At 68.1% G+C, this 24,208-nt stretch carries 19 protein-coding genes and 1 pseudogene; 7 read left to right on the plus strand and 13 right to left on the minus strand.

Features of this window, described 5'->3' with window-relative positions; translation table 11 throughout:
- Positions 1–68: 68 nt before the first annotated feature.
- The gene (locus J2850_RS00410; protein WP_209977648.1) at positions 69–1,409 is read left to right on the plus strand and encodes an IS1380 family transposase; all 1,341 of its coding nucleotides are present in this window, start codon (positions 69–71) and stop codon (positions 1,407–1,409) included.
- Between the two features lie 741 nt (positions 1,410–2,150).
- Positions 2,151–3,149: an NAD(P)-dependent oxidoreductase gene (locus J2850_RS00415; RefSeq protein WP_209977650.1), complete on the plus strand. Its 999-nt coding sequence runs from the start codon at positions 2,151–2,153 to the stop codon at positions 3,147–3,149.
- A 79-nt stretch (positions 3,150–3,228) separates the two neighbouring features.
- Here the strand turns inward: J2850_RS00415 and J2850_RS00420 are convergent.
- From J2850_RS00420 to J2850_RS00430, 3 genes and pseudogenes are all read right to left on the minus strand, one after another.
- Positions 3,229–3,687: pseudogene (locus tag J2850_RS00420) on the minus strand (IS6 family transposase); the annotation flags it as partial.
- 322 nt (positions 3,688–4,009) lie between these two features.
- Entirely contained in the window at positions 4,010–4,651 is a 642-nt protein-coding gene (locus J2850_RS00425; RefSeq protein WP_209977652.1) for a DUF3306 domain-containing protein, read from the minus strand.
- Positions 4,644–5,195, minus strand: coding sequence for a DUF3305 domain-containing protein (locus J2850_RS00430; protein WP_209977654.1), 552 nt, complete (start codon positions 5,193–5,195; stop codon positions 4,644–4,646). The genes J2850_RS00425 and J2850_RS00430 overlap by 8 nt, the downstream gene beginning before the upstream one ends.
- A 157-nt stretch (positions 5,196–5,352) precedes the next feature.
- Here J2850_RS00430 and J2850_RS00435 point away from each other — a divergent pair, with 157 nt between their 5' ends.
- Complete coding sequence (locus tag J2850_RS00435; RefSeq protein ID WP_211113721.1) at positions 5,353–5,733, plus strand: hypothetical protein; 381 nt, start codon at positions 5,353–5,355, stop codon at positions 5,731–5,733.
- A 15-nt stretch (positions 5,734–5,748) separates the two neighbouring features.
- On the opposite strand, the gene J2850_RS00440 is transcribed toward J2850_RS00435, so the two are convergent.
- Positions 5,749–6,498, minus strand: coding sequence for a phytochelatin synthase family protein (locus J2850_RS00440; RefSeq protein WP_209977656.1), 750 nt, complete (start codon positions 6,496–6,498; stop codon positions 5,749–5,751).
- A 235-nt stretch (positions 6,499–6,733) separates the two neighbouring features.
- Positions 6,734–9,892, minus strand: coding sequence for a carbohydrate-binding domain-containing protein (locus J2850_RS00445; RefSeq protein ID WP_209977658.1), 3,159 nt, complete (start codon positions 9,890–9,892; stop codon positions 6,734–6,736).
- 418 nt (positions 9,893–10,310) lie between these two features.
- On the opposite strand from J2850_RS00445, the gene J2850_RS00450 reads away from it, so the two are divergent.
- The gene (locus tag J2850_RS00450) at positions 10,311–11,465 is read left to right on the plus strand and encodes an AI-2E family transporter (protein WP_209977660.1); all 1,155 of its coding nucleotides are present in this window, start codon (positions 10,311–10,313) and stop codon (positions 11,463–11,465) included.
- 42 nt (positions 11,466–11,507) lie between these two features.
- On the opposite strand, the gene J2850_RS00455 is transcribed toward J2850_RS00450, so the two are convergent.
- Positions 11,508–13,352, minus strand: a complete 1,845-nt coding sequence (locus tag J2850_RS00455) for a DEAD/DEAH box helicase (RefSeq protein WP_209977662.1) — start codon at positions 13,350–13,352, stop codon at positions 11,508–11,510.
- Positions 13,353–13,499: 147 nt separating this feature from the next.
- Positions 13,500–14,855, minus strand: coding sequence for an Nramp family divalent metal transporter (locus J2850_RS00460; protein WP_209977664.1), 1,356 nt, complete (start codon positions 14,853–14,855; stop codon positions 13,500–13,502).
- Between the two features lie 157 nt (positions 14,856–15,012).
- Between J2850_RS00460 and mntR the strand changes: the two genes are divergently transcribed.
- Complete coding sequence (gene mntR / locus J2850_RS00465; protein WP_425514116.1) at positions 15,013–15,510, plus strand: manganese-binding transcriptional regulator MntR; 498 nt, start codon at positions 15,013–15,015, stop codon at positions 15,508–15,510.
- 21 nt (positions 15,511–15,531) lie between these two features.
- Here mntR and J2850_RS00470 read toward each other — a convergent pair whose 3' ends face one another.
- The 3 genes from J2850_RS00470 to J2850_RS00480 all read right to left on the minus strand — a co-directional run bounded on the left by J2850_RS00470 (position 15,532) and on the right by J2850_RS00480 (position 18,386).
- Positions 15,532–16,233: an MOSC domain-containing protein gene (locus tag J2850_RS00470; RefSeq protein ID WP_209977667.1), complete on the minus strand. Its 702-nt coding sequence runs from the start codon at positions 16,231–16,233 to the stop codon at positions 15,532–15,534.
- 87 nt (positions 16,234–16,320) lie between these two features.
- Positions 16,321–16,953, minus strand: a complete 633-nt coding sequence (locus J2850_RS00475) for a response regulator (protein ID WP_209977669.1) — start codon at positions 16,951–16,953, stop codon at positions 16,321–16,323.
- Positions 16,950–18,386 carry an ATP-binding protein gene (locus J2850_RS00480; protein ID WP_307353753.1) on the minus strand — a complete coding sequence of 479 codons (1,437 nt, stop codon included), beginning with the start codon at positions 18,384–18,386 and terminating at the stop codon, positions 16,950–16,952. The genes J2850_RS00475 and J2850_RS00480 overlap by 4 nt, the downstream gene beginning before the upstream one ends.
- Positions 18,387–18,832: 446 nt before the next feature.
- On the opposite strand from J2850_RS00480, the gene J2850_RS00485 reads away from it, so the two are divergent.
- Positions 18,833–20,740: a methanol/ethanol family PQQ-dependent dehydrogenase gene (locus J2850_RS00485; RefSeq protein ID WP_209977671.1), complete on the plus strand. Its 1,908-nt coding sequence runs from the start codon at positions 18,833–18,835 to the stop codon at positions 20,738–20,740.
- Positions 20,741–20,814: 74 nt separating this feature from the next.
- A complete protein-coding gene (locus J2850_RS00490; RefSeq protein WP_246512655.1) occupies positions 20,815–21,438 on the plus strand; it encodes a pentapeptide repeat-containing protein in 624 nt (207 codons plus the stop codon).
- Between the two features lie 21 nt (positions 21,439–21,459).
- Here J2850_RS00490 and J2850_RS00495 read toward each other — a convergent pair whose 3' ends face one another.
- The 3 genes from J2850_RS00495 to J2850_RS00505 are packed head-to-tail and all read right to left on the minus strand — an operon-like array spanning position 21,460 to position 23,976.
- Positions 21,460–21,711: a hypothetical protein gene (locus J2850_RS00495; RefSeq protein WP_209977672.1), complete on the minus strand. Its 252-nt coding sequence runs from the start codon at positions 21,709–21,711 to the stop codon at positions 21,460–21,462.
- Between the two features lie 3 nt (positions 21,712–21,714).
- A complete protein-coding gene (gene feoB, locus J2850_RS00500; RefSeq protein ID WP_209977674.1) occupies positions 21,715–23,622 on the minus strand; it encodes a ferrous iron transporter B in 1,908 nt (635 codons plus the stop codon).
- Between the two features lie 42 nt (positions 23,623–23,664).
- The gene (locus J2850_RS00505; RefSeq protein ID WP_209977676.1) at positions 23,665–23,976 is read right to left on the minus strand and encodes a FeoA family protein; all 312 of its coding nucleotides are present in this window, start codon (positions 23,974–23,976) and stop codon (positions 23,665–23,667) included.
- Between the last annotated feature and the right edge of the window lie 232 nt (positions 23,977–24,208).

Genomic DNA, 24,208 nt, shown 5'->3' on the forward strand with positions numbered 1-24,208 from the left:
CGCTGAATTCGTGCATGATTCTGGTGCTGAAGCAGTCTCACCACGGATCAACGGAGTTCACGCCCGCCATGGCCGAGAGTACCGGGGTTCTGCCCGGCTTGTCACCGGTTGCCGGCAAGCCGGTTCACGCCGCCTTCGACGGCGGTCGTCTCACCTCCGACGTCGGCATCCTGCTGCTGGCCGAGATCGACCGGCGGCTTGGGATCTGCGAGCGTCTGGCGCACTGCATCGAGGATCCGCGCGCTCCGGAGCGCCTCCAGCACACGCTGACGGAGATGATCCGCTTCCGCGCCCTGCTGATCGCCGCCGGCTACCCGGATGCCAATGACTGCGACGCCCTGCGCAGCGATCCCGCCTTCAAGATGGCGGTGGGCCGACTTCCCGAGAGCGGGGGTGACCTCTGCTCGCAGCCGACCATCAGCCGGCTGGAGAACCTGCCCGGTCCGGTGGCGCTCAAGCGCATGATGGCGGCCATGGTGGACCTGTTCTGCGACAGCTTCGCCACGGTGCCGCGGCGCATCGTGCTGGACATCGACGACACCGAGGATCGCGTCCACGGCGCCCAGCAGCTCTCGCTCTTCCACGCTCATTACGATGGGCGTTGCTTCCTGCCGATGCACATCTACGAGGCGACCACCGGCAAACCGGTCGCCGTCATCCTGCGCCCCGGCAAGGCGCCGGACGGCGCCGAGGTGGCGTTGGTGCTGCGCCACGTCGTGCGCGCCATCCGCGCCCGCTGGCCGCGTGTCGATATCCTGGTGCGCGGCGACAGCCATTACGGCCGCCATGAGGCGATGAGCTGGTGCGAGCGCAACCGTGTCGGCTACGTTTTCGGCCTGGGCGGCAACACGGTCCTGCTCGGGCGGGTCACCGGTCTGGCCGAGGACGCCGCGATGGGCCGGATCGCCGGCGAGGCGGACAAGGTCCGGCGCTTCGGCGACCTCCGCTACGCCGCCCGCACCTGGAAGGTCGAGCGTCGGGTCATCGCCCGGATCGAGGCGTCGGCCCAGGGTACCGACAGCCGGTTCATCGTCACCAACCTGGCCGGCACGCCCAAGGCGCTGTACGAGACGATCTACTGCGCCCGTGGCCAGATGGAGAACCTGATCAAGGCCCACAAGCTGCATCTCGCCTCTGACCGGACGTCCTGCAGCAAGGCGACCGCCAACCAGTTTCGGCTGCTCATCCACACCGCCGCCTACTGGCTGCTGCACAGCTTGCGCGGATTGGCACCGAAGGCGTCGTTCTGGCGCGAGGCGCAGTTCGACACGCTGCGCATCGGCCTCATCAAGGTGGCGGCGCGGGTCACCGAGATGAAGACCCGCATCAAGCTGTCTCTGCCGACCAGCTTCCCCTATCAGGAAAGCTTGGCGATGCTGGCGGCCCGCACCGTCAAGCTGCCGCCGTGAACGCCGGGGCGACGTGCCCCTGAACAAACCTGTCCCCGCACCCCTCCAGCCCCGTCATGCCGCGCCGTTGGCGCCACCCATCGACGCGTCTTCGGGCAGCCGTTCCAAAGCGTTGATGAATGATCCGGGTTAGCGTTGTCCGCCGAACAAATGTCGCGATGCCCTCCACCAGGATAGGTATCGATAGCCGGTGCAGTTGTGGTAAATTAAGTCTCTTGATCAGGAGCCGAGCTATCCGTTTCTATAGGTCCGCAGATGCTTTGAGTTCTCCGGCCAATCATGGCCCGAAGGTGAGGCGCGAAGTCGCCGGTACTAGATTAAATGAATTGGCTTAGAAGCTGGATTTTTCGGGATTGCCATCTTCTCGTGCCAATTGCAAGAGTTAGCAGGGCAAAAAAGCCAGTCGCCGGAAACGGCGGCAGGTAAATCGATCTTGTCCCGCGGGACAATTAAGGCGTTGTCGACAAAATATAACTCGTTGACAGTTCTTTTTCGAAACAGTGGTGGATCACATTGACTTTGCCGCTGATAAGTGGCTCGGCGAGGTGGCGAAATAGGTTTCATGGACGACGTGGTGATCGGCCGTGAGATCCACTGGATTGCTGTGTTCTTACGCACTAAACGAAGATGTGCGATTTAGCCAGATTTAGTCGCAGTCTGCGACTCTAACGTACGCGCGGTCTTGAATGGTTGAACCCGCCAACTAGGATTGTCCGGGTAACTTATGTGGAGGTTAAAGTCTTGAATGTTGCTTTAGTGGGAACGTCATCCTTTGATCGATTCTTCAATCTAGCCCATGACCAGTTGCAAAGGCGCGGCCATAGTGTGGCGCGTTTCTTAACGCGAAAGGACCTGCTTGCCGCCGTTGACGCGCTGCAGTCTTTGGAAATCCTTGGCGCGTCCTCAAGCTTTACAGCCGACCGGGAGTTGTTTGCCAAGATGCCGCGTTTGCGCGCATTGGTTTCCCCGTTCACAGGGGTCGAAGGGTTCGATGTTTCGGCCGCGACAGCAAACGGCATACTCGTGGCGAATGGCCAAATTACGGAAAACTCCGTCAGCATGGCCGAGGCCGCAGTTCTCTTCACGCTGGCTTCGCTCTATGACCTTCATGGCACTGAGCGCTACCTTCGCGAAAACCTGCCGCGTCCCTCGCAGGTCCGTGCGCGGATGCTCATGGGAAAGAAAGTTGGCCTGATAGGCTTTGGCAAAATTGGACAGGCTATCGCGGAACGGCTGTCTGCATGGGGTGTGAGGCTCGTCGCCTCGGTGCGCACGACGCGACCGATGCCCGCATATGTCGCCGCGCAGAGCCTCGATGAGGTGCTCGCGACAAGCGATGTCGTTATTATGGCGGCTGCGCTCAATCCTGAATCACGAGGAATGCTGGATCTTGACGCGCTGCGCCGGATGAAACCGGACGTGGTGTTTGTCAACATCACGCGGGGCGGCATCGTCCCCGACGATGCACTCGCCGCGCTCGCCGCAGAGCGACCTGCTATGCGCATCGCCCTCGATGTGTTCGATCCAGAGCCGTTGAAAGAGAATAGTCCGCTGCGCGACCTTCCAAACGCCATCCTTACCCCACACATGGTAGGACATACAGTAGAGTCTCAGAAGCGCCTGCCGGAGGCATTCTGCGAGAACCTTCTAGCGGTGGCAGAGTGGCGGGTGCCTGAATACGTTGTCAATCCGTCTGTGATCGAAACGTGGCTGAGAAAACAGGACAGCGCACAGCTATAGTTGCGACGGTACCGTCAACTTGTTTAAGTATCGACCGGCAGAAGGCGCGCGGAAGCCCGCAGCGATGGCAGTGATCGGGTCACGCCGCGAGCCGGGTACCGGCGACCTCGACCCAGGTCCCGAAGGCCTGGGCACGGGCAACTCGGTAGTCGGCAACGGGGCGGTGGTCTCGGCGAAGGTGGAAGAGGTTGGCGATCGGATCGTGGATCGAGAGAAACCGCTGGGCTTGGCCGGCCGATTTGAAGCGCTTCATTTGGCGCTCTCGTCGCCTTGTTGGCTGGTGCGAGTTCTCGGCCCGGTTGTTGATGCCCTTGTGCTGCCGGTGCTCCACCCCTGGCATGATCTCCCGCTTGGCGGCGGCGTAGCTCTTCAGCTTGTCCGTCACCATGACCCGCGGCGCCCGGCCCTGGCCTTTCAACAGCTTGCGCAGCAGGCGTTTGGCTACCGCCTTGTCCCGCCGGCTCTGAACGAGAGCATCCAGCACGAAGCCATCCCGGTCCACCGCCCGCCAGAGGTAATAGTGCTTGCCGCCGATGGTCAGGACGACCTGAGGAGAGCGCGATAGGCGTTAGGTAAACAACGGGAAGGGTGAACTGAACCGGAACGGTGGCTTGCCCCCTGGCTCGCAGCCCAACTGTCCGGGAAATCGACCTTTGGGGACCACCTCGGAAATTGTCCGTAAACACCCGCTTTCCACGAGTTTCCGGACATATTGAATGCCGGTCGGGATGACAGGCAGGAACGCAGACCCCGGCGTTCACAGCTTTTTCTACCTTCCCGTTGTTTACCTAACACCTATCGCGCTCTCCTCGATACCGCTTGAAACGATCACACTCTAGAGGGTTGGGGCCAATCCCGACCTACGCCTCCCTGTCCTGCGAGAGCGGGCCGCCGCAGCCGGCGGGTCCGCTCCCGTTCCCGTCGGCGGCCGGGGAGGGCTGGGGAGGGGGCTCGGCCGCCGCCTCGGCGACGTCGTCCTGCGGCGGCCTCTCCCGCTCCGCGGCGGCGACCGCCGCCGTGTCCGGTTCCTCCGGTTCCGTCTCGGGCGTCGGGAAGATCCGATCGACCAGTCGGGCGATATCGTCGGTCGGCAGAAGCGCGCCGTAGCCGGGAGCGTTGAAGTCCCAGTCATATTCGGCGAAGCCGCGGAAGCCGGCGATGGCCGGGTCGCTGGCCCATGCCTTGCGCAGCGCTTGGCGGCGCAGTTCGGCGGGCACCTCCTTGCGCAGGAATCCCGTGTAGTCGCTGGCGGCGTCCAGGCTGTCCAGGGACGGCAGATCGGACAGGTCCTGCTGCTCATCGCCGGTCGCCGAGACCGCGGAAATCTCCGCCGGAGGTGCCGCATCCACCGGGTCCGCGGGCGGGGGATCCCGTGGCGCCCGCTGCGTGGCTGTTGTGACTGGGGATTCGGCCGGCGGCTCGACCTGTGCCCTGCGCTTCAGCCGCGACCAGCGGCCGACGAAGCCCTCGCCGCCCCGGCCATCCTCCTCGCGGTCAGTCATGGCGGCCGGCTTCCGGCGGCAGGCGCGGGGCCAGCCCTTCCGGGTCCGCCCGGTCGCGCTTGCGCTTGTGGAAGGGGCGGGCAACATGGTGGCGGCCGACGAAGCCGTCGATCCACAGGACCAGCGGCAGCGGCAGCGGCAGCGGCTCGATCACGTCGTCGCCGGCCTCGGCATGGGTGTCGATCTCGCCGGGGTCGACGGTGACCTCCAGCAGGCGCACGCCCGGCGGGGGGCCGCCAAGCCGCAGGATGACGTAGGCACAGGGGACGCCGCTGTCGAGGTTGTGCTTGTAGTTGTCCGTCTCGGTCGGGAACAGGGCGATCTCGGCGCTTCCGGCATAATGGCGCGTCCAGTCCGCTCCTTCCGCGACCACGCTCCAGTCGGCGAGCGCCGGATCCGGCGGGACGAGGACGACCGGCTGCCAGCGCGCCTCGATCCACGGATTGTCGACGCGCCGGCGCTCGACCACCACGCCGACCCGGCGCCGCTCGGCGCGGTCGGGGGGCGTTTCGGCCTTCGGCTGTGCGGGGAACTCGGCGGGCATGAGGAGCGTTCCTGTTGGGCAGGGGCTTGGTGGAGCGGGGCTGGACTCCGTCACCGGAACAACGCGCGGGCGGCCGATTGGTGCCGGCCCGCCGACGAAGTGCCCCTCATGTGCCGCCGGCCCTCCCGGCGCCCCGGGCCACCGATAAGGACGCATCATGCGCATCACCGCCGCCCTGATCCTGTCCGGCCTGCTGGCCGGCCTGCCGGCCTTCGGGGCCGGCGCCCAGCAGCCGGCTCCATCCGCCGACACGGCGCCCGCCTCGGCGGGTGACGCCCTGGCCCGCGATCCCAAGGTCCAGGAAAGCCAGGATCCGCATCCTTCGGCCCAGGGCACGCGCCCGCCCAACCCGTCCAGCTCGGCCGACACCGGCGGCAGCGACCTGCAGCAGGCGCTCGCCGACGTCCGCCGGGCGCCGCCCGACCTGAACGGCACTCCGGTGCCGCGCCCCAACCCGCTGGCGAGCGAGCCCGACCAGCCGAACGAGCCGACCCGGTCGCAGAACCCGTCCGACCTCAGCAGCCAGGAGGTGAAGTAGCGGGCGGGGGGGTGCCTAGCCCGATACCCGGCGGCTGCGGACTCGGATCAGGCCGCTGCCCGTCGGGTCGGCGCGGTCGGGCTTCAGCATGGCGTCGAGCAGGCGGGCGTCCGGGGTCCAGTAGGGGACATACCAGGCGCGGTCGGGATCCATCACCAGCGCCCGGCCGGTCGCCGGGTCGTAGGCGCCGAGCGGCGCGATGTGGCCGAGGCCGACGTCGCCGGTCAGGGTGCCCTGGTCGAAGGCAAGCAGGATGATGTCGTCGGCGCTGCGCTCGTTGTCGGCCAGGATGCGGCGCAGTTCTGCCAGCGTCTCCGGCGACGCGTCGCGCGGGCGCCACACCTCCACATCCGCCGCGATGCCGTACGCGTCGAGCGAACGGCGGACATAATCCGCCAGCTCGCCGAAGGATACCCCTTCGCCATCCTCCGCAACGGCGGCGCGCCAATGGTCGTCGTCGAGGCGGTCGAGCAGATCGCGCGCGGTGACCAGCCGTTCGGATGCCGCCGCCGGCAGCCCGCGCAACGCGTTCAGCATCATGGTCACGCTGGCCAGCGAGCAGGCGGAACCGGTGGTCTGCGGCACGTAGAAGGGGGTGAGCGCCCAGTAGTCTGGTGCCGGGTCGGTGCGCACGAAGGCCGCGTCGCGGGTGATCGGCACCGCATCGGGACCGAACTTCGGCTTCGTCTGTTCCTGCGCCACGGCCGGCACGGCCAGCCAGCCGGCACATAAGGCAAGGAGGGCCGCGATCGTCACGTGCTTCATCGCTCTGGGTCTCTGTCCGTCTGCTGCGGTGCTCTTGCGCGGCCCGCCGGGCCGCCGTCCCCATATGGTGAGATCCCGCCGCACGGCCAAGACTATGGCCGGAGGTGCAGCCGGGAACGACGAAGGGGGCGGAACGCGTCCCGTCCGACGTCGTGTCGAACGAAACACGCCCCGCCCCCCATGCGGACCGGCGCACCGGGGGGCTTAGCCCCGATGCGCAGACGCCGTGCGTGTGTCAGACGCCGTCCCAGAAATGGTCCAGACCGGCCGCGGCGATGCCCGCCACCCCCATCTTCGCCCAGGCGAGGTCGTGGATGCCCATGCCGAAGGCGGGGGATGCCGATTGCAGCGAGTAGTCGTTCCAATAGGCGTTGGTGAACAGCGCCTTGCCGATCACATCGTTGTCACCGTATTTCGGGACGTTGAAGACCAGGTTCTTGTCGATGACGAAGTCGTTGGCGCTCAGCAGCTCGATGTAGTCGTCGAGCGGCAGGGTTCCCTGCACCACATTGTGGGTGATCGTGTTGTTGTGGGGGTCGCCGGCGGTGCCGTGCACCGGCTGCCACTCGATGCGGATGAAATCCTCCTTGTTGCTGGCGATCACCGCGAAGTTGTTGGTCACCACGTTGTTGTCGCCGCCGTGGATCTGCACCGAGGCCCAGTCGGCGTCCTTGATGAAGTTGTCCTTGACGGTGATGCCGCCGGCCATGTCGTCCAGATAGATGCCGAAGCCCTTCTGGCCGTACATCCAGCTATCGGCGGCGCTGGTGGCCAGGCCGCTGGCATGCTCGATCCGGTTGCCCTGGATGATCATGCCGGTATCGGCGCTGGACCGGCCCAGGATCTCGATGGCGCCGCCGTCGGCGGTTTCCAGGCCGGTGTAGGAGATGTTGTTGAACTGGATGATGTTCTTGTGGTTCACCGTGTTGGTGGTGCCGCCGTAATCCTTGAAGGAGATGCCGTAGCGGGCGCTGTGGTCGATGTCGTTGTTGGAGATGAGGTTGTTGTCCACGCCGGTGCCGATGATGCCGGCCACCGCCTTCCGAACCTCGCCGATGTTGCTGATGCTGTTGGCGTAGATGCTGTTGCCGTTGCTGCGGCCGTCCATCTCGATGCCGTTCTCGGCCAGATGGTTCAGCACGTTGTGGGCGATGTCGTTGTTGGACGAGGCCGCGGTCAGCTTGATCGCCGTGCCGACGTTCAGGAAGCTGTTGTCGCTGATGTGGTTGCCCTTGGCGTTGGTCAGCAGCAGGGCGTCGCCACCGGTGGTGGTGTTCTTGAAGGTCAGGCCGTCGATGGTGACGTTGGTGGCGCCGTTGAGCTTGATCAGCGTGGCGAGCCGGGGCACCTCGACGCCGCTCGAGGCGAAGTCGGAGGCGGCCGCCTTGTACAGCAGCTTGCCGTCCGAGGTCCGCCAGGCGAACTCGCCGGCCTGGTCGACGTAGGAGGCATTGTTCAGAAGCTTGTAGGTGGTGCCTTCCGCGAAGGGCAGGGAGGCGCCGTTCTTCAGCGTGATGGCGCGGGTGGAGGCGTTGAAGCCGGAGATGCTGGTCAGCGTGTCGCCCAGCCGCTCGGCGTCCATCACCTGGATCAGCGTGCCCGGCTGGATGTCGGACGCGGTGACCTCCGACCCATGGAAGCGGATCTGCGAACCGCTGGGGCTGCCGGCGGCCGCATCGGCGAAATGCCAGCCGGTGGTGACGTCGGCGCTGTCGTAGGCGTATTTCTCCGCCAGGTGCTGGCGGACGCCGCCGACGATCAGGTCGAGGTTGCTGGCGGTGGCGAGCTTCGCCGCATAGAGGCCGTTGCCTTCGCTGGCGAAGCTCTTGACCACCTCGCCGCCGCTCAGCTCGGGCTTCTCGCCGGGATAGTTCTGGAAGCTGTGGCCGTTGTCGGCCGAGGTCAGCTCAAGCGTCTTGGTGAGGTGGTAGGTGCCGCCGCGGATGTAGGTGGTGTCGATCGACGCGTCGGCCCGCATGGCCGCCTGGGCCTTCTCCAGGCTGGCGAAGGGACCGTCGGTGCCGTCGGCGTTCGGCGCCGCCAGCTTGCCCGACCAGCTATCCTTGCCGTTGGTCGCGACATAGAAGGCCGGCTTGGTCGGCGCGGTCGGGATCGACGGCGTCGTGCCGGGCAGCCCGGCCTTGCCGAACAGCTCGGCGCCGGCCTTGATGTTCAGCGCGCCACCCCAGTACAGCCCCTCCTGGCCCTTCACCACGTCCTTGCCGTCGACGGCGCCCTTGTCGTAGCTGACGATGCTGTCGGTGGCGGCGACGGTATGGCCGTTGATGACCACCGACTTGACGAACAGGTTGCGGTCGACGCCGTTCACCGTGGCATCGTTGTCGTAGACCACCTGGACCGAATGGGCCTTGGTCGGATCGATGTCCGCCTTGAAGCTGAAGGGCGTGACGCTGCCGCTGGCCGCCTTGCCGTCGCCGATCACCTGGCCGTCGACCACCAGCTTGAAGTGCGGGGCGACGCCGCCGGCCGAGACGCCGTAGGCGTTGACCACGATGTCGACGGCCGAGCTGGGGGCGGGCGGCGGCGGCGGGACGTACGGGCCGGCGAAATACTCCTCGGGCACGCCGAAGGTCAGTGCGCCGCCCCAGAACAGCCCCTCCTGGCCGGCGACGACGAACTTGCCGTCCACCGGTCCCTTGTCGTAGGAGGCCATGTCGGAGGTGGCGGCGATGGTCTGGCCGTCGATGTTGATCGACTTGACGTACAGGTTGCGGTCGACCCCGTTGATCGTCGCGTCGTTGTCGTACCAGATCTGGATCTTGTGGGCTTCGTTGGGATCGACCTTCGCGGTGAAGGTGTAGTCGGTGGCCGAGGTGGCGTTGACCCAGGCATCGCCGACCACTTGGTCGTCGACCAGCAGCTTGAAGTGCGGGGCCTGCCCGGCGGCGCTGTTGCCGTAGGCCTTCACCTTGATCGTCGTGGTCATGTCGGAGGCACCGCTGCCGCTGTCCACCGGGGCGGTGGAGAACAGGGTGGGCGGCAGCGCGACGTTCAGCGCGCCCGGCCAGTACATCTCGGTCTGGCCGGCGATGACGTTCTGGCCGTCGATCTTGCCGGTGTCGTACTTCACCGAGGGGTCGATGGCGAGGATGGTCTTGCCGTTCACCTCGAAGGACTTGACGAACAGGTTGCGGTCGACGCCGTTAACCGTGTCGTCGTTGTCGTAGACCAACTGCAGGGCGTGCGCCTTGTCAGCCGGGACGTTGGCGGTGAAGGTGTAGCGCTGCTGGGAGGCGGAGGCGACGGTGGCGTCGCCGATGCTCTTGCCGTCGAGAAGAAGTTGGAAATGCGGCCATTTTCCGCCGGCGGCCACGCCCCAGGCATTGACCGCGAACGTGACCTGGATGGTGCCGTCGCTGTTGGTGGTAGCCATTTCGGAACTCCGCTTTGTGGGTATCGCTTAGGTCCGAAGGCTGGATTGTTAGGCTTAACGGGGTACTAACCCTTTTGGTTAGGAAATTATGAATCATCCCTTTTTCTGTGGCAAAGATGGGGCAAGAATGAGACTTGATCGCCTCTTGCTAACTTGTCCGGAGAAGACGGCCCGAACAGATCTCGCGCGGTCGAAGTAGGAAAAGCACAAGGCTCAAGTTTTACGGAAATTTATCTTTTATCCATCTGCCAGATTGGACATTGGGGCCGACCCGCATCAGGCCGCCAACCCATGAGATCTTTGGCGTGTCCTCCGGTGTGCGCGCCCGTCGGATGCGCCGACGGGAACCATCAGCCACGCCCGCGCGTCTAGAAGGCATCGCCGGTGACGGGCCGGGCGGGTGGTGGAGGCGTTCGGCGTGGATGGAAGCGGAACAGACGGCGCGCGCCGCCACTGGTGGGACCGGTCCGGCGGCGGGATCGATCGCGGCAGGATCGGGCTGTGGCTGCTCGGCATCCTGGCCGGTACCGCCCTTCTGTGGGTGCTGCAGGCCGCGTCCTCGGTCCTGATCCCGCTGACCTCGGCCTTCTTCGTCGCCACCGCGGTGGCGCCGGTCGGCCGGTGGGTGCGGGAGCGGGTGCCGCGGCGGGTTTCCTGGCTCGGCCATGCCGCGTCGATGCTGGTGATCCTGGTGATCCTGGTCGCGTTCTTCGGCAGCATGGCGCTGGTGATCCAGCGCGTGGCCGAGGACTTTCCCAAATATGCCGACCAGATCGGCAAGCTGTGGTCGCAGGCCAACGACTGGCTGCAGGGCACCAGGGAGCAGGTCACCGGTGCGGCCGGCCAAGCCGGAGGCGCCGCAGCGTCGGGCGGCGAGGCCGCGGCTCCGCTGGACCCGGTCACCGGCTTCGCCAAGTCGCTGCTCGGCGCCACCGGGCAGGCCGCGTCGACCCTGGTGATGACGGTCTTCCTCGCCCTGCTGATGCAGCTCGAGGCGCCGGTCTGGCGCGAGAAGATCGTCATGACGCTGGGACCCGAACGCTGCCGCACGGCGGTGGATGCGGTCACCGCCATCGCCCAGCAGTTCCGTCGCTATCTGGTGGTCAGCAGCGTGCTGGGACTGCTCACCGGCGTGCTCTATGTCGGCTGGCTCAGCCTGTTCGGCGTCGACCTGGTGCTGCTGTGGGGCTTCCTGGCCTTCCTGCTGAACTATGTACCGGTGATCGGATCGGTGGTTGCCGGTGCGTTGCCGGTGCTGCTGACGCTCGCGACCAAGGATGCCGGCACCGCGCTGACCGTCGGTGCCGGGCTGCTGGTGATCGAGCAGGTGATGGGCAACTTCGTGGCGCCCCACATGCAGGGGCGGCAGCTCGCCATCTCGCCTCTGATCGTCATGGTGTCGCTGCTGATATGGAGTTGGCTGTGGGGCGGGGCGGGCGCCCTGCTGTCGGCCCCGATGGCGGTGCTGGTCGCGATCATCCTCAACCATGCCGACTTGGCCAGCCGCTTCGCCATCCTGTTCAGCGACAAGAGCGACCGGGAACGGTTCGACGCCCACACCCGTCCGGACTGAAGGGCGCTTCGCCGACGGCGAAGCGGGCCGGCAGCCACCGGATCACTGGCGCGATGATGGCCGAACCCCCGGCGCCCCAGCCCGTCGTCCCATTGCCGCCGGACCGCGGGCGGTGCGGCGGCGGCTCGACCAGCGGTATTGCGGGTCGTCGCCGAGCAGATCGCGGTGGTCGGACAACCGGTTGCGCTCCAGCCAGCCGATGGTGGCCTCCAGCTCCGACAGGGTCATCTCCGACCGCGCCTTCTTCATCAGGCGCTTCAGCACGGCATTGTAGACGTGGTAGCCGACCGGGCCGTCGGTCACCAGGTTGTTGTCCTCGTCCTCGATCACCTGTGCGGCGACCAACTGGCCGATCCGCTGGCGCAGGTGGTGCTCGGCGGCACTCGGGGTCAGCGGCAGCTCGCCATGGTCGCGGGTCTGCGCACCGAAGTCGGGACCGGGCGCCACCACGGCGAACTTCAACGCCGTGGCGTTGGATTCCAGCGGAATGATCTCAGGTTCCCGCTCCGCGGCGGGGCGGTCGAAGGGCAGCTCCTGCTGGCCGCGGCGGGTCTTCACCATGGCGCGGGTGCCCTGCTGCGTCTCCACCATGGTGCGGAAGCGCTCGAACAGCTCATCCGAAGGATGGTAGACCAGCGCCCGCTGCTGGTCGTAGGTGCCTGCCTGCGGGTCGACCCGCGTAGCCCGGGCGATCGCCTGCTCCAGCCACGGGCGCGAGCGGATGTGGGTCAGGCAGGCGACATGGGTGATGGCGGGGGCATCCAGTCCTTCGTAGGCCATCGCCACCGACACCAGCACCGCCGGTTCCGGCCGCAGGCGGAAGGCGGCGACCACCTCCTGGGCGTCGCGTTGGTCGGAGATGGCGAGCTGTACCATCCGCCCTGCCTGATCCTGGGGCATCCAGCCGCGCAGCGTGTCGAGATAGCCGCGCGCCGTCTCCTGGTCCGGCGCGATGACCAGCAGCTTCCCCAGACCCGGCCCCTCCCTGGACGAGGGCAGTTTCAGCTCCGCCCGTCGCCGCGCCCGGTGCTCGCGGCAGGAACGGTAGGCTTCACGCAGCATAGCCTTGGCGAAACCGGTGCGCAGCGCGGTGAAGAGGGCATCGCGGGTGTTCTCCCCCGCCTTGGACAGCGCATCGACCCAGCGGTTGGTGCGCTCGGCGTCCAGCCAGGAGGCGCTGGCGTCCATGGCGCCGAAGGTCACCGGCAGGATCGCCTTCTCGGCCAGCGCCTGGCGCCGCGAGTAGCCGACGACGGCCCATCCCGGCGCCTTGAAGTCGATCTCCCGCACCTTGCGCGTGCCGTGCGGGGCGCGGTAGGGCAACCACAGGATCGGGCGGCCGTCGGCCCGTTCCAGCGTGCCGCTCATCAGCAGCCGGACCGCGGCGCTTTCCAGCAGCGGCAGGATGGACCGGCTCCACGACGTCTCCTCCTCCACCGCCGCCATGCGGTCGGTGTCGAAGACCGCGGGCAGGTGATGAAGCTCGTCGACGGCCAGCAGGTAGCGGTGGCGGCGGAATTCCTGGAGGTGCAGGTCCGGAGCGGCGGCGACCGCCTGATAGGTGGTGACGTAGCCCTGCTGGCCGCGGCAGAGATCTCGCCCGTTCTCCGCCGCGCGCAGCGACAGGCCGTGGCCGAGCGCATCGCGCCAGCGCGGGTCGGCGAAGGCCTCCTCCGCCTGGCGGCGCAGGCTGTCGCGCGGGACGATCCAGCACACCCGGTCGATCACCCCGGCCTGCTGCAGCGCCGCCGCCATGATCACCGGCAGCAGCGACTTGCCGCCGCCGGGGGTGACCGCGGCAAGGACGTCGCGGACCTCCGTCTGCTGCCGCCCGATCGACTGGGCGATGGCGCTGACCAGGGACTGGTGGCTTCTCAGCGTCGGCATTCCAACCTGCTGTGTTGCGGCACAACGGGGGGACAAGCCTAGATTGCCGGGATTTCGCCGGTCACAGGGTCAAAGGACTCGGGCGTGGGGCCATCGGGGGTAGGGGACGCCATCCGGCGCCCCTGGAAACGGCGGCCTCACCCTTTTTCAACCGGCGAGCGTGTCGGCCAGCAGCTTCAGGTTCAGGACCACGATCACCGCCGCCACCACCCAGGACAGGGCGGCCACCCAGCCGGGAATGGCGAAGCGGCCCATCTTCCCGCGGTCGGTGACCATGCGGACCAGCGGGATGACGGCAAAGGGGAGCTGCATCGACAGCACCACCTGGCTGAACACCAGGAGCTGCGCCGTGCCGCGCTCGCCGTAGAGCGCGGTGACGACCACCACCGGGATGATGGCGAGGCCGCGGGTCAGCAGACGGCGCGCCCAATGGGGCAGGCGCAGCCGCAGGAAGCCTTCCATCACGATCTGGCCGGCCAGGGTCGCCGTGACGGTGGAGTTCAGCCCCGATGCCAGGAGGGCCACCGCGAACAGCGTCGAGGCGATGCCGAGGCCGAGCAGCGGCGACAGCAGCTCGAACGCCTGCCCGATCTCCGCCACCTCGGTGTGGCCGCTGCCATGGAAGACCGCCGCAGCGACGATCAGGATGGCGGCGTTGACGAACAGCGCCAGCATCAGGGCGATGGTGCTGTCCAGGGTGGCCCAGCGGATCGCGTCGCGCCGCCCGTCATCGGTGCGCGGATAGGCGCGGGTCTGCACGATGGACGAGTGGAGATAGAGGTTGTGCGGCATCACCGTGGCGCCCAGGATGCCGATGGCGACATAGAGCATCGCCGGGTTGGTGACGATCTCCGCCGACGGCACGAAGCCGCCGAGGACCGCGGCGACCGGTGGCGCGGCGGCGGCGATCTGCACGGCGAAGCAGCCGGCGATGATCGTCAGCAGCGCGACCACGAAGGCCTCCAGATAGCGGAAGCCCCGTTTCATCAGCAGCAGGACCAGGAAGGCGTCGAGGGCGGTGATGAGGGCGCCGCCGATCAGCGGGATGCCGAACAGCAGGTTCAGCGCGATGGCGGTGCCGATCACCTCCGCGAGGTCGCAGGCGATGATCGCCGCCTCGCAGGCGATCCACAGCATCAGGCTGACCGGCCGCGGGTAGTGGTCGCGGCAGGCCTGGGCGAGGTCGCGGCCGGTGACGATGCCGAGCCGGGCGGCCAGCGACTGCAGCAGGATCGCCATCAGGTTCGACAGCATGATCACCGCCAGCAGCGTGTAGCCGAACTGCGAGCCGCCGGCGAGGTCGGTCGCCCAGTTCCCGGGATCCATGTAGCCGACCGAAACCATGTATCCCGGCCCCGTGAAGGCCAGCAGGCGCCGCAGCCAGAGCCCGCCCTGGGGAACGGCGACCGAGGCATGGACCTCCGGCAGGCTGGGCCGCGCCGCGCCTTCGGGGCCGGCGCATCTCCAGGCGGCGGGCGAGACGGCGACATCGGCTTTCGACATTGGCGAATCCCCCAGGGCGCAATCCGGCGCTGATGCGAATTGATATCAATCTAGTATGTGTCGCTGCATCGAGTATGCAAGGTGCTATACTTCAGGGCAGTCGCATTTTCCGTGCGGCCTGGGCTTGACCGGCTCCGGCGGTCGGGGGATTCCTTGGGTGAACAGCGAGAAGGAGCCGAAGAGCGCGATGATCGCCTCCCGGGAAACGTCGGACGCCGACGATAACGGCGAAACGCTGCTGCCGGACGCCGACCTCCATGCCGAGGGGTTCCGCAAGACGCGTCTGGCCCAGCGGGCGGCACTGGCCGAGGATTACGTCGAGCTGATCGCCGATCTGATCGAAAGCGGGCAGGAGGCCCGGCAGGTCGACATCGCGGCGCGGCTGGGAGTTGCCCAGCCGACGGTGGCGCGCATGCTCGACCGCCTGGCGGCTGACGGGCTCGTCCACCGCAAGCCCTACCGTTCGGTGTTCCTGACCGATGCCGGACGCCAGATCGCCGAGGAAAGCCGTGAGCGGCACCAGACGGTGGAGGCGTTCCTGCGCTCGCTCGGCGTCAGCGCCGCCACCGCCCGTGTCGATGCCGAGGGCATCGAGCACCATGTCAGCGCCGAGACGCTGGAGGCGTTCCGCCGCGCGCTCGCGCGGGTGCGCTGACCGCGCCGCAGGCGACTACGGTTACCGGGACGCCTGTTCGCCGAGGCGTGCCGTCCAGTCTTCCACCCGGCCGCTGTCCAGGCGCCGGCGCGCCAGATCGCGCCAGCCCCGGGCCAGCGGCTCCAGCCCGGCGATGCCCTCCAGCGTGCGTGCGTCCTGCGTGTCGACGTAGAGGGCATGGAGGATGCGGGCGAGCGGCCAGTCCGGCAGGGGGCGGTCGGCCAGCACCACGCGGTCGCCGGCGGCGATCACCCCCGGTTCGACGACGCGGCAGTACCATCCGGTGCGGCCGGTGGTCTGGACCCGGCGGGCCATGTCCTTGACGCCGAAGCGGTGGTTCAGCTTCCAGCAGGGCTGCCGCGCCTGGCTGACCTGGAGGAGAGCGGTGCCGACACGGTAGAGGTCGCCGACGCAGACCGTCTCCTCGGTCAGGCCGACGGTCGACAGGTTCTCGCCGAAACCGCCGGGTTCGGAGAGGCGAGCCGCCGCCTCGGGGAGGTCGTGCCGCCATGCCGCATAATGGTCGAACGGGTAGTGGTGCACGGCCTTGTCGGGTCCGCCATGGAACCGGAGATCGCCCTGCTGGTCGCCGGCCAAACCGGTTTCCCCGACCTCGACCGCGCCGTCGAGCGGATGCTTGTCGATGGCGCTGGCCATGCCGGGCCGTCCGAACGGCACGGCCTTGCCGGCCAGCACCGCCTTCAGTGTCACGCCATCCGCCATTCCAGCCCCTCCTGTCCCGGAGGGGGCATACTGCACCGGATGGTCATGCCGGTCCAGCCGGGGTTCCGACGCCGGAGGACACGACGGTCATGCCGCCAGCCCATGGTCGATGGCGATGCGGATCAGGGCGCGGGTGCTGTCGGCCCCAAGCTTGTCCTTGATCTGGGTGCAGGCGTTCGCCACCGTCTTCTGACTGATGCCCAGCTTCCCGGCGATCGCGGCGGCGGTCAGCCCGCCGCCGACCAGCGCCAGGATCTCGCGTTCGCGCTGCGTCAGCACTGCGAGGGGATCGTCCGGCGGGGCCAGCGACATCAGGGCCAGGTCGCGGGCGAGCGCATGATCGAGATGGATGCGCCCGGCCAGCACGTTGATCAACGCCGTGGCAAGGGTTTCCGGCGCATCGTTCTTGGTGATGTATCCCTTCGCCCCGGCCTTCAGCGCGCGGGCGGCGATCGCCGGGTCCTCGTGCATGCTGAAGATCAGCACCGGGATCTCGGGCCGGTCCGCCCGCATGGCCCGCAGCAGTCCCATCCCACCCCCCTCGCCAGGGAGGTTGAGGTCGAGGACGACCACGTCCGGGCATTCCGAGCGCCAGAGCGCCAGCGCGCTCTCGACGTCCGCGGCCTCCACCACCCGGCCGAGCGCCGCCTCCGCCAGCAGGCGCTGACAGCCGGCCCGCACGATCGGGTGGTCGTCGACGAGCAGGATGCTGCGGGTCATGCCACCTGCTCCGCCTGGGCCGCCGATGCCTGCGGAAGGGGGAGGCGGGCGGTGACCCGCGTGCCGCCCGCCCCCATGCCCGCGGCGGTTCCGCCGTCCGCACCGGCGATGATGAGGGCTCCGCCCAATGCCTGGACCCGTTCGGCCATGCCGGAGATGCCGAAGCCGGGAACGGCTGGAGTGGAGATGGCCGGGCTGGACATGACCGGGCTTGGCATGCCCGGGCCGCCGCTGTCCCGGACGCCCGTCCCGGCGGCGTGGCCCGGCCCGTCGTCGGCGATGCTGATCTCCATCCGGCCGGCCAGCACGGCGACCCGCACCTCGACCCGCGACGGCGTGGCGTGACGCAGGGCGTTGACCAGCGATTCCTGCACCAGCCGGTAGGCCGTCAGGCGCAGCACCTCGTCACAGCCGTCGAGTTCCGCCGCGACGTCCGGCCCGATGTCGAGCGTCCAGCCGATGTCGGGCTGCCGCCGCGCCCAGTCGCCGACCAGTTCGGCCAGCGCCTCGCTCAAGGGAAGCTGGTCGAGCAGGGCAGGGCGCAGGCGGACCAGGATCCGGCGGCTCATCCGATGGACGTCGGCGGCGGTGGCGAGGATCGAGCGGGCACGCTCGGCGACTTCCGAGGCGGTTCCGGCCGCGCCCACCGCGCCGGTCGGGCCTTCGGACAGGCGAAGGATGCGTCCGGCATCGACCTTGACGGCGAAGAGGGCGGCGCCGAGTTCGTCGTGGATTTCGCGGGCGATCTCCCGCCTTTCGCCGTCCTGCACTTCCACAAGCCGCTGGCCGAGGCGGCGGTTCTCGTGCTTGGCCGCGGACAGCTTCGCGGCCAGTGCGGCGATGCCCCTGCCCAGCCGCTTCAGCTCCGGCACGCCGGCGCCGTCGAACGTGAAGTCGTAGCGGCCGACGCTCAGACGTTCCAGGCCGGTTTCGAAACGTGACAGGGGAGCGAGCGCGCGGCCTACGGCCAGCGGCGCGGAGGCGAGCAGAAGCGCGCCGGTCACCAACACCGCCAGGGCGAGGTCGCTCATGTCCTCCCACACTTCGGCGACCTCGTCCCATGGCTCGGCGACCACGCGCAGGACGAGGCCGCCGGCGCCGTCCAGGCGGCGTTCCTGCGGGGATGCGCCGATCAATGCGGTGAACCAGTCCGGGGCGGAGGCGGTGCCGGCCGGCGCCGCGGGCTCCTCCCGGCTGCCGGCCACCGTGAAGCGGAGATGGCGCAAGCCCAGCCGGTTGAGCGCGGCGATGCCGTCCGGACCGGTCGCGCGAACCAGTTCCGCTCGGCCAAGGACCGTTCCCAGCTCCAGCGCCGACGCCATTTCCGCCCGCACGGCGTCGCGGGCGTTGGCGATCATCACCATTCCGCCGACCCCCGCGATCATCACCAGGAACAGCCCGATGAGGGCGAGCATGCGCAGCTTCAACGTCACCGGTCCACGCCTCCTCGCGATCCCCGCATGGGACGATGGGCGAAATGTTAGTGCAACGATCCATCTTGACGCCACGCGACGTTCGCACAATTGCGGGGCCGCCGTCCCGTGGTTCCGCTCCGAGACGGGACATTTTCCCGCCGTTCCCGGGAAGATGTCCTGCTGGAACGTCATGAACGTCTTCCCCGTATTGTCCAATGGATCAAATATCCGGGCAAGCGGAACATGAGGGCGGCAAGACGGGGTGCAGACATCATGCGGGATGTGCGGCCCCATTCTTTGAACGAATCTTGCCGATGAAGCAGCGCCTTTGGGCGCGGCATGGTCACGCAGGCTCTTCCCGGATCAGGACGGCAAATGCCTCCCGCCGTCGGCGGTTGCGGGAAGGGCCGGCGTGACGATGACCGGCCCTCGCCAGCGCGCACGCCAACCAACGGGGGAAACGCATGACACTTTCGTCCTACACGACCGCCGGCGCCGCGTCGGGGCTCCGGCACCGCCTCGCGCTCGCGGCTGCGGTCGCCGGCCTTCTCGCCCTCGCCGTTCCGGCTGCCCCGGCGTCTGCCGCCGGCGACACCCATGCCGGCGTCACCTGGGACGACATCGCCAACGACGCGAAGGTCACCGGCGACGTGCTCATGTACGGCATGGGGGTGGAGGGGAAGCGCTTCAGCCCGTTGAAGCAGATCGACACCGCCAGCGTGTCGCGGCTGGTTCCCGCCTGGTCCTTCTCGTTCGGCGACGAGAAGCAGCGTGGCCAGGAGACCCAGGCCTTGGTGCATGACGGGGTGATCTACGTCACCGGCTCCTACTCGCGGATGTTCGCGCTGGACGCCAGGACCGGCAAGCGGCTGTGGAGCTACGCCCACCGGCTGCCCGACGACATCCGGCCCTGCTGCGACGTGGTCAACCGCGGCGCCGCGATCTATGGCGACAAGCTGTATTTCGGCACGCTCGACGCCTCAATCGTCGCCTTGAACAAGGACACCGGCAAGGTTGTCTGGAAGCAGAAGTTCGCCGACCACAAGGTCGGCTATACGATGACCGGCGCCCCCACCATCGTGAAGGACCAGAAGACCGGCAAGGTGCTCCTGATCCACGGCTCCTCCGGCGACGAGTTCGGCGTGGTCGGGCGGCTGTTCGCCCGCGATCCCGACACCGGCGCGGAGATCTGGATGCGCCCGCTGGTCGAAGGGCACATGGGCCGGTTGAACGGCAAGGACAGCACCCCGACCGGCAGCGCCGACGCCCCCTCCTGGCCGCGCGACAAGGATGGGAAGCTCGTCGAGGCCTGGAACCACGGCGGCGGCGCGCCCTGGCAGAGCGCCACCTTCGACGTGGAGACCAACACCATCGTCATCGGCACCGGCAACCCGGCGCCCTGGAACGGCTGGGCCCGCTGGCCGGGCGACAGCCTCTACACCTCCGGCCAGGCTTATGTCGATCCGACCACCGGCGAACTGAAGGGCTTTTACCAGCACACGCCTAACGACACCTGGGACTTCTCCGGCAACAACGAGCTGGTGCTGTTCGACTACAAGGACGCCGCGGGCAAGACGGTGAAGGCGACGGCGCACGCCGATCGCAACGGCTTCTTCTACGTCACCGACCGCAACAAGCTGGCGACCGCCGGCGGCGAGGCCAACAAGCCGAACAGCGTGCTGGCGGCCTTCCCGTTCGTCGACGGCATCACCTGGGCCAAGGGCATCGACCTGAAGACCGGCCGCCCGATCGAGAACGAGGGCCAGCGTCCGCCGCTGCCGGCCGAAGGCGAGAAGCGGGGCAAGCCGGTCGAGGTGTCGCCGCCCTTCCTCGGCGGCAAGAACTGGAACCCGATGTCCTACAGCGAGGACACCGGCCTGTTCTACATCGCCGCCAACCACTGGAAGGAGGATTACTGGACCGAGCATGTCGGCTACAACCCCGGCTCGGCCTATCTCGGCATGGGCTTCCGCATCCACAAGATGTTCGACGACCATGTCGGCAGTCTGCGGGCGCTGGACCCGCAGACCGGCAAGATCGTGTGGGAACACAAGGAGGAACTGCCGCTGTGGGCCGGCACGCTGGCGACCGCCGGCAACCTGGTCTTCACCGGCACCGGCGACGGCTATGTCAAGGCCTTCAATGCCAAGACCGGCGAGGAGCTGTGGAAGTTCCAGACCGGCTCGGGCATCGTCTCCTCCCCCATCACGTGGGAGCAGGACGGGGTGCAGTATGTCGGCATCACCACCGGCTATGGCGGCGCGGTGCCGCTGTGGGGTGGCGACCTTGCCGATCTCACCACCAGGGTGACCCAGGGCGGGTCCTTCTGGGTGTTCAAGCTGGCCGACGTGAAGGTCTCCAGCAGCAAGTGACCGCAGCGGCCGGACGGGGAGGGCACGATCCGTCGTCCGCCCCGCCCGGCATCCCCCATCCCGGAGATAGTCCCATGACGCTTCGCCCGCGTTCCATGTTCCTTCTGCTCGCCCTGGTTGGCGCAGTCCCGTCCATCGGACCGGCGGCGTCCGCCGCCGATCCGGAAACCGCGATGATCGGCGGCGGGGAGGAGGAGCAGGTCACCGAAGTGGACGGCTGCATGCTGGCGCCCAGGGCCGTCTGCCGCGGCCTCGACCTGCGCCATCGCAATCTCCGCGGCCTGTCGTTGGCCGGCGCCGATCTCCGCGGGGCGAACATGATGCGGGCCGACCTGCGCCATGCCGACCTGCGCGGCGCCAACCTCTCGGGCGCGATCCTCGACGGGGCGGACCTGCGCACCGCCTTCCTCCAGGGCGCGCACCTGTCCGGCGCCCGGCTGCGCGGCGCCAACCTGGAGTTTGCCCGCGCCACCGGCGCCGACTTCACCGGCAGCGACCTGACGGCGGCCAACCTGGAGGCGATCCGCGCCGACAAAATCGATCTGTCCGGCGCCACGCTGGAAGGGGCCAACCTGCAGGAGGCCAAGATGGCGCTGTCCAACCTGTCGAAGGCCAATTTCGAAGGCGCGAAGATCCGCTTCGCCATCTTCCAGGATGCGCTGATGACCGACTGCCGGGCCTGCCCCACCGGTTGGTGAAGGCCGGCTGGTTGAGGCCGGTCAGCCGGCGCAGCGCCCGTCCGATCCGCCTTCCGGCGTCACGTGCGAGCGGAGCGGACGTCGGCCGGCGGCATCGCAGCCGCAGCAGCCGCCCGCGCATCCGGACGAGGCCCTGGATTGCGCTTCCGGCGGATGCCCGGCGAGCCGCCGCAACCGGACGCGCACCGACGCCGGCAGAAGGATGCTCCAGGCCACCCAGAGGAAGGCGGCGGCGACGATGAAACCGACGAGGATGCTCTCAAGCCCGATCATCGGTCAGCCTCCCAGCAGGGCGCTGGCCACCCGGAAGGTGACGAAGGCGGCGCCATAGGCGAGCAGCGTCATGTAGGCGACCATCGCCAGCATCCAGAACCAGGAGTTGGTTTCCCGCTTGACCACCGACAGCGTCGAGACGCATTGCGGGGCGAAGATGAACCAGGCGAGCAGGGACAGCGCCGTCGGCAGGCTCCAGTCGGCGGCCAGCACGCTGGCCAGCGACCCGGACAGCGCGTCGCCGGTTTCGCTCAGCGCATAGACGGTGCCGAGCGCCGCCACCGCGACCTCCCGGGCCGCCATTCCAGGCACCAGCGCGATGGCGATCTGCCAGGTGAAGCCGATGGGGGCCAGCAGGGGGGCCAGCGCATGGCCGAGCATGCCGGCGAAGCTGTAGTCGATCGCCGGGCCGGTGGCACCGTCCGGCGCCGCGGGGAAGGTCCCGAGGAACCACAGCAGGATCATGATGGCGAAGATCACCGTGCCGGCCCGGGCGAGGAAGATGCGCGCGCGCTCGAACAGCCCGAGCAGCACGTCGCGCGCGCTGGGCAGCCGGTAGGACGGTAGCTCCATCAGCAGCGGCTCGCGCGCCCCCTTGAAGACGGTGCGCTTCAGGACGAAGGCGACCGCCAGGGCCGACAGGATGCCGGCGGCGTAGAGCGTGAACATCACCAGCCCCTGGAGGCCGACCAGCCCGCCCAGCATGGTCCGGTTGGGCACGAAGGCGGCGATGATCAGGGTGTAGACCGGCAGCCGCGCCGAGCAGGTCATCAGCGGCGCGATCATGATGGTGGCGAGGCGGTCGGTGCGGTTCTCGATGGTGCGGGCGGCCATGATGCCGGGCACCGCGCAGGCGAAGCTCGACAGCAGCGGGATGAAGGCCCGCCCGTGCAGGCCGACGCCGCCCATCAGCCGGTCGAGCAGGAAGGCCGCCCGCGCCATGTAGCCGGTGGATTCGAGGATCAGGATGAAGAAGAACAGCACCAGGATCTGCGGCAGGAAGATCAAGACGCTGCCGACCCCGGCGATGATCCCGTCGGTGACGAGGCTCTTGAGCAACCCGTCGGGCAGCGCGGCGCCGACGGTGCCCTGGAACCAGGTCAGTCCGGCGTCGATCATGTCCATCGGCCAAGCCGCCCAGGCGAACACCGCCTGGAACATCAGGAACAGCACGAGGAACAGGAAGGGCAGGCCGATCGCCGGATGCAGCAGCGCCGCGTCGATGCGGCGGGTGGCGAGCGACGGCCGGCCGGCATCGCGCAGGGCGGCGGCCAGGACATCCTCGACCTCGCGGTGGTATGCGCGCAGGTCCGACGCCGTCGGCTCGCTCCAGCCGCAGGGGGCGACGCCGGAAAGCGCGGCGGAAGATCCAGATGCCAATGCCACGGTGCGGTCGATCTGATCGAGCAGCCCGCGCACCCCGTGCCGGCGGATCGCCACGGTCGGCACGACGGGCACGCCGAGGGCCGCCGACAGCGCGCCGGCATCGACGCGGCAGCCCCGCGCCTCGGCGACGTCCATCATGTTGAGCGCCAGGATGATGGGCCGGCCGAGCTTGCGCAGTTCCAGCACCAGCCGCAGATGCAGGCGCAGGTTGGTGGCGTCGGCGACGCACACCATCACGTCGGGCGGCGTCTCATGCTCGAAGCGGCCAAGCACGACGTCGCGCGTCACCTCCTCGTCCGGCGAGCGGGCGCGCAGGGAATAGGTTCCGGGGAGGTCGATGATCTGCACGCGGGCGCCGGCCGGGCTGAGGAATTCGCCGACCTTGCGCTCGACCGTCACGCCGGGATAGTTCGCGACCTTCTGGCGGGCTCCGGTCAGGGCGTTGAACAGCGCGGTCTTGCCGCAGTTGGGGTTGCCGACCAGCGCGATGCGCGGTGGTCCGGCGAGAATGGCGGTGCTAGACATCGCGGAAATCCTGTCCGCAAGGGGGAAGGGGAGGCGGGCCGCTCAGGCGAGCGGCGACACCAGGACGGCGTGCGCCTCCGCGCGCCGCAAGGCCAGGATGTGGTCGGCGATGCGCACGGCGATGGGATCGGAGCCGGGAAAGCCCTCATGCAGGACCTCCAGCCGGGCGCCCTCGATCAGTCCCATCTCGATCATGCGCCGTTCCAGTTCGCCGGGCGGCAGCGGCGTGGTGGCGGCCGTCTCGTCGAGGCCGATCACCTCGGCGCGCTGCCCCTTGCGCAACAGGCCGAGATGGACAGGGATCGCACCGTCTTCGGCGGTTGCGTCGGGAAAGTTCATATCAGGAATGGTCATGCTTCACCTCACGGCTGCGCCCCGGGTGCGGCCGTGTGCCGAAGAACCGTGCGCTCCTGCGGCGGCGATGCGTCGCTGGAGTCAGCATGCTGCAAGCGATTCTCATTTGCGATGTGGCGAAGCGTCGCAAAATGTGGCGCAGGCGAACGAATGCCTCGAAGCGTCACCCCGACATATCGACCGGGCTTGCAGCAGGAATGCATAACTATAATTATGGAAATTATAAGCTATA

The organism is Azospirillum picis (assembly GCF_017876115.1).
In the GTDB taxonomy this organism is placed as follows: domain Bacteria; phylum Pseudomonadota; class Alphaproteobacteria; order Azospirillales; family Azospirillaceae; genus Azospirillum; species Azospirillum picis.

Coding starts and splice junctions, on each gene's coding strand:
- J2850_RS00410 (WP_209977648.1), top strand. CDS start 69: ATGGCCGAGAGTACCGGGGTTCTGCCCGGCTTGTCACCGGTTGCCGGC.
- J2850_RS00425 (WP_209977652.1), bottom strand. CDS start 4,651: ATGACTGACCGCGAGGAGGATGGCCGGGGCGGCGAGGGCTTCGTCGGC.
- J2850_RS00430 (WP_209977654.1), bottom strand. CDS start 5,195: ATGCCCGCCGAGTTCCCCGCACAGCCGAAGGCCGAAACGCCCCCCGAC.
- J2850_RS00435 (WP_211113721.1), top strand. CDS start 5,353: ATGCGCATCACCGCCGCCCTGATCCTGTCCGGCCTGCTGGCCGGCCTG.
- J2850_RS00440 (WP_209977656.1), bottom strand. CDS start 6,498: ATGAAGCACGTGACGATCGCGGCCCTCCTTGCCTTATGTGCCGGCTGG.
- J2850_RS00445 (WP_209977658.1), bottom strand. CDS start 9,892: ATGGCTACCACCAACAGCGACGGCACCATCCAGGTCACGTTCGCGGTC.
- J2850_RS00455 (WP_209977662.1), bottom strand. CDS start 13,352: ATGCCGACGCTGAGAAGCCACCAGTCCCTGGTCAGCGCCATCGCCCAG.
- J2850_RS00460 (WP_209977664.1), bottom strand. CDS start 14,855: ATGTCGAAAGCCGATGTCGCCGTCTCGCCCGCCGCCTGGAGATGCGCC.
- J2850_RS00470 (WP_209977667.1), bottom strand. CDS start 16,233: ATGGCGGATGGCGTGACACTGAAGGCGGTGCTGGCCGGCAAGGCCGTG.
- J2850_RS00475 (WP_209977669.1), bottom strand. CDS start 16,953: ATGACCCGCAGCATCCTGCTCGTCGACGACCACCCGATCGTGCGGGCC.
- J2850_RS00485 (WP_209977671.1), top strand. CDS start 18,833: ATGACACTTTCGTCCTACACGACCGCCGGCGCCGCGTCGGGGCTCCGG.
- J2850_RS00490 (WP_246512655.1), top strand. CDS start 20,815: ATGACGCTTCGCCCGCGTTCCATGTTCCTTCTGCTCGCCCTGGTTGGC.
- J2850_RS00495 (WP_209977672.1), bottom strand. CDS start 21,711: ATGATCGGGCTTGAGAGCATCCTCGTCGGTTTCATCGTCGCCGCCGCC.
- feoB (WP_209977674.1), bottom strand. CDS start 23,622: ATGTCTAGCACCGCCATTCTCGCCGGACCACCGCGCATCGCGCTGGTC.
- J2850_RS00505 (WP_209977676.1), bottom strand. CDS start 23,976: ATGACCATTCCTGATATGAACTTTCCCGACGCAACCGCCGAAGACGGT.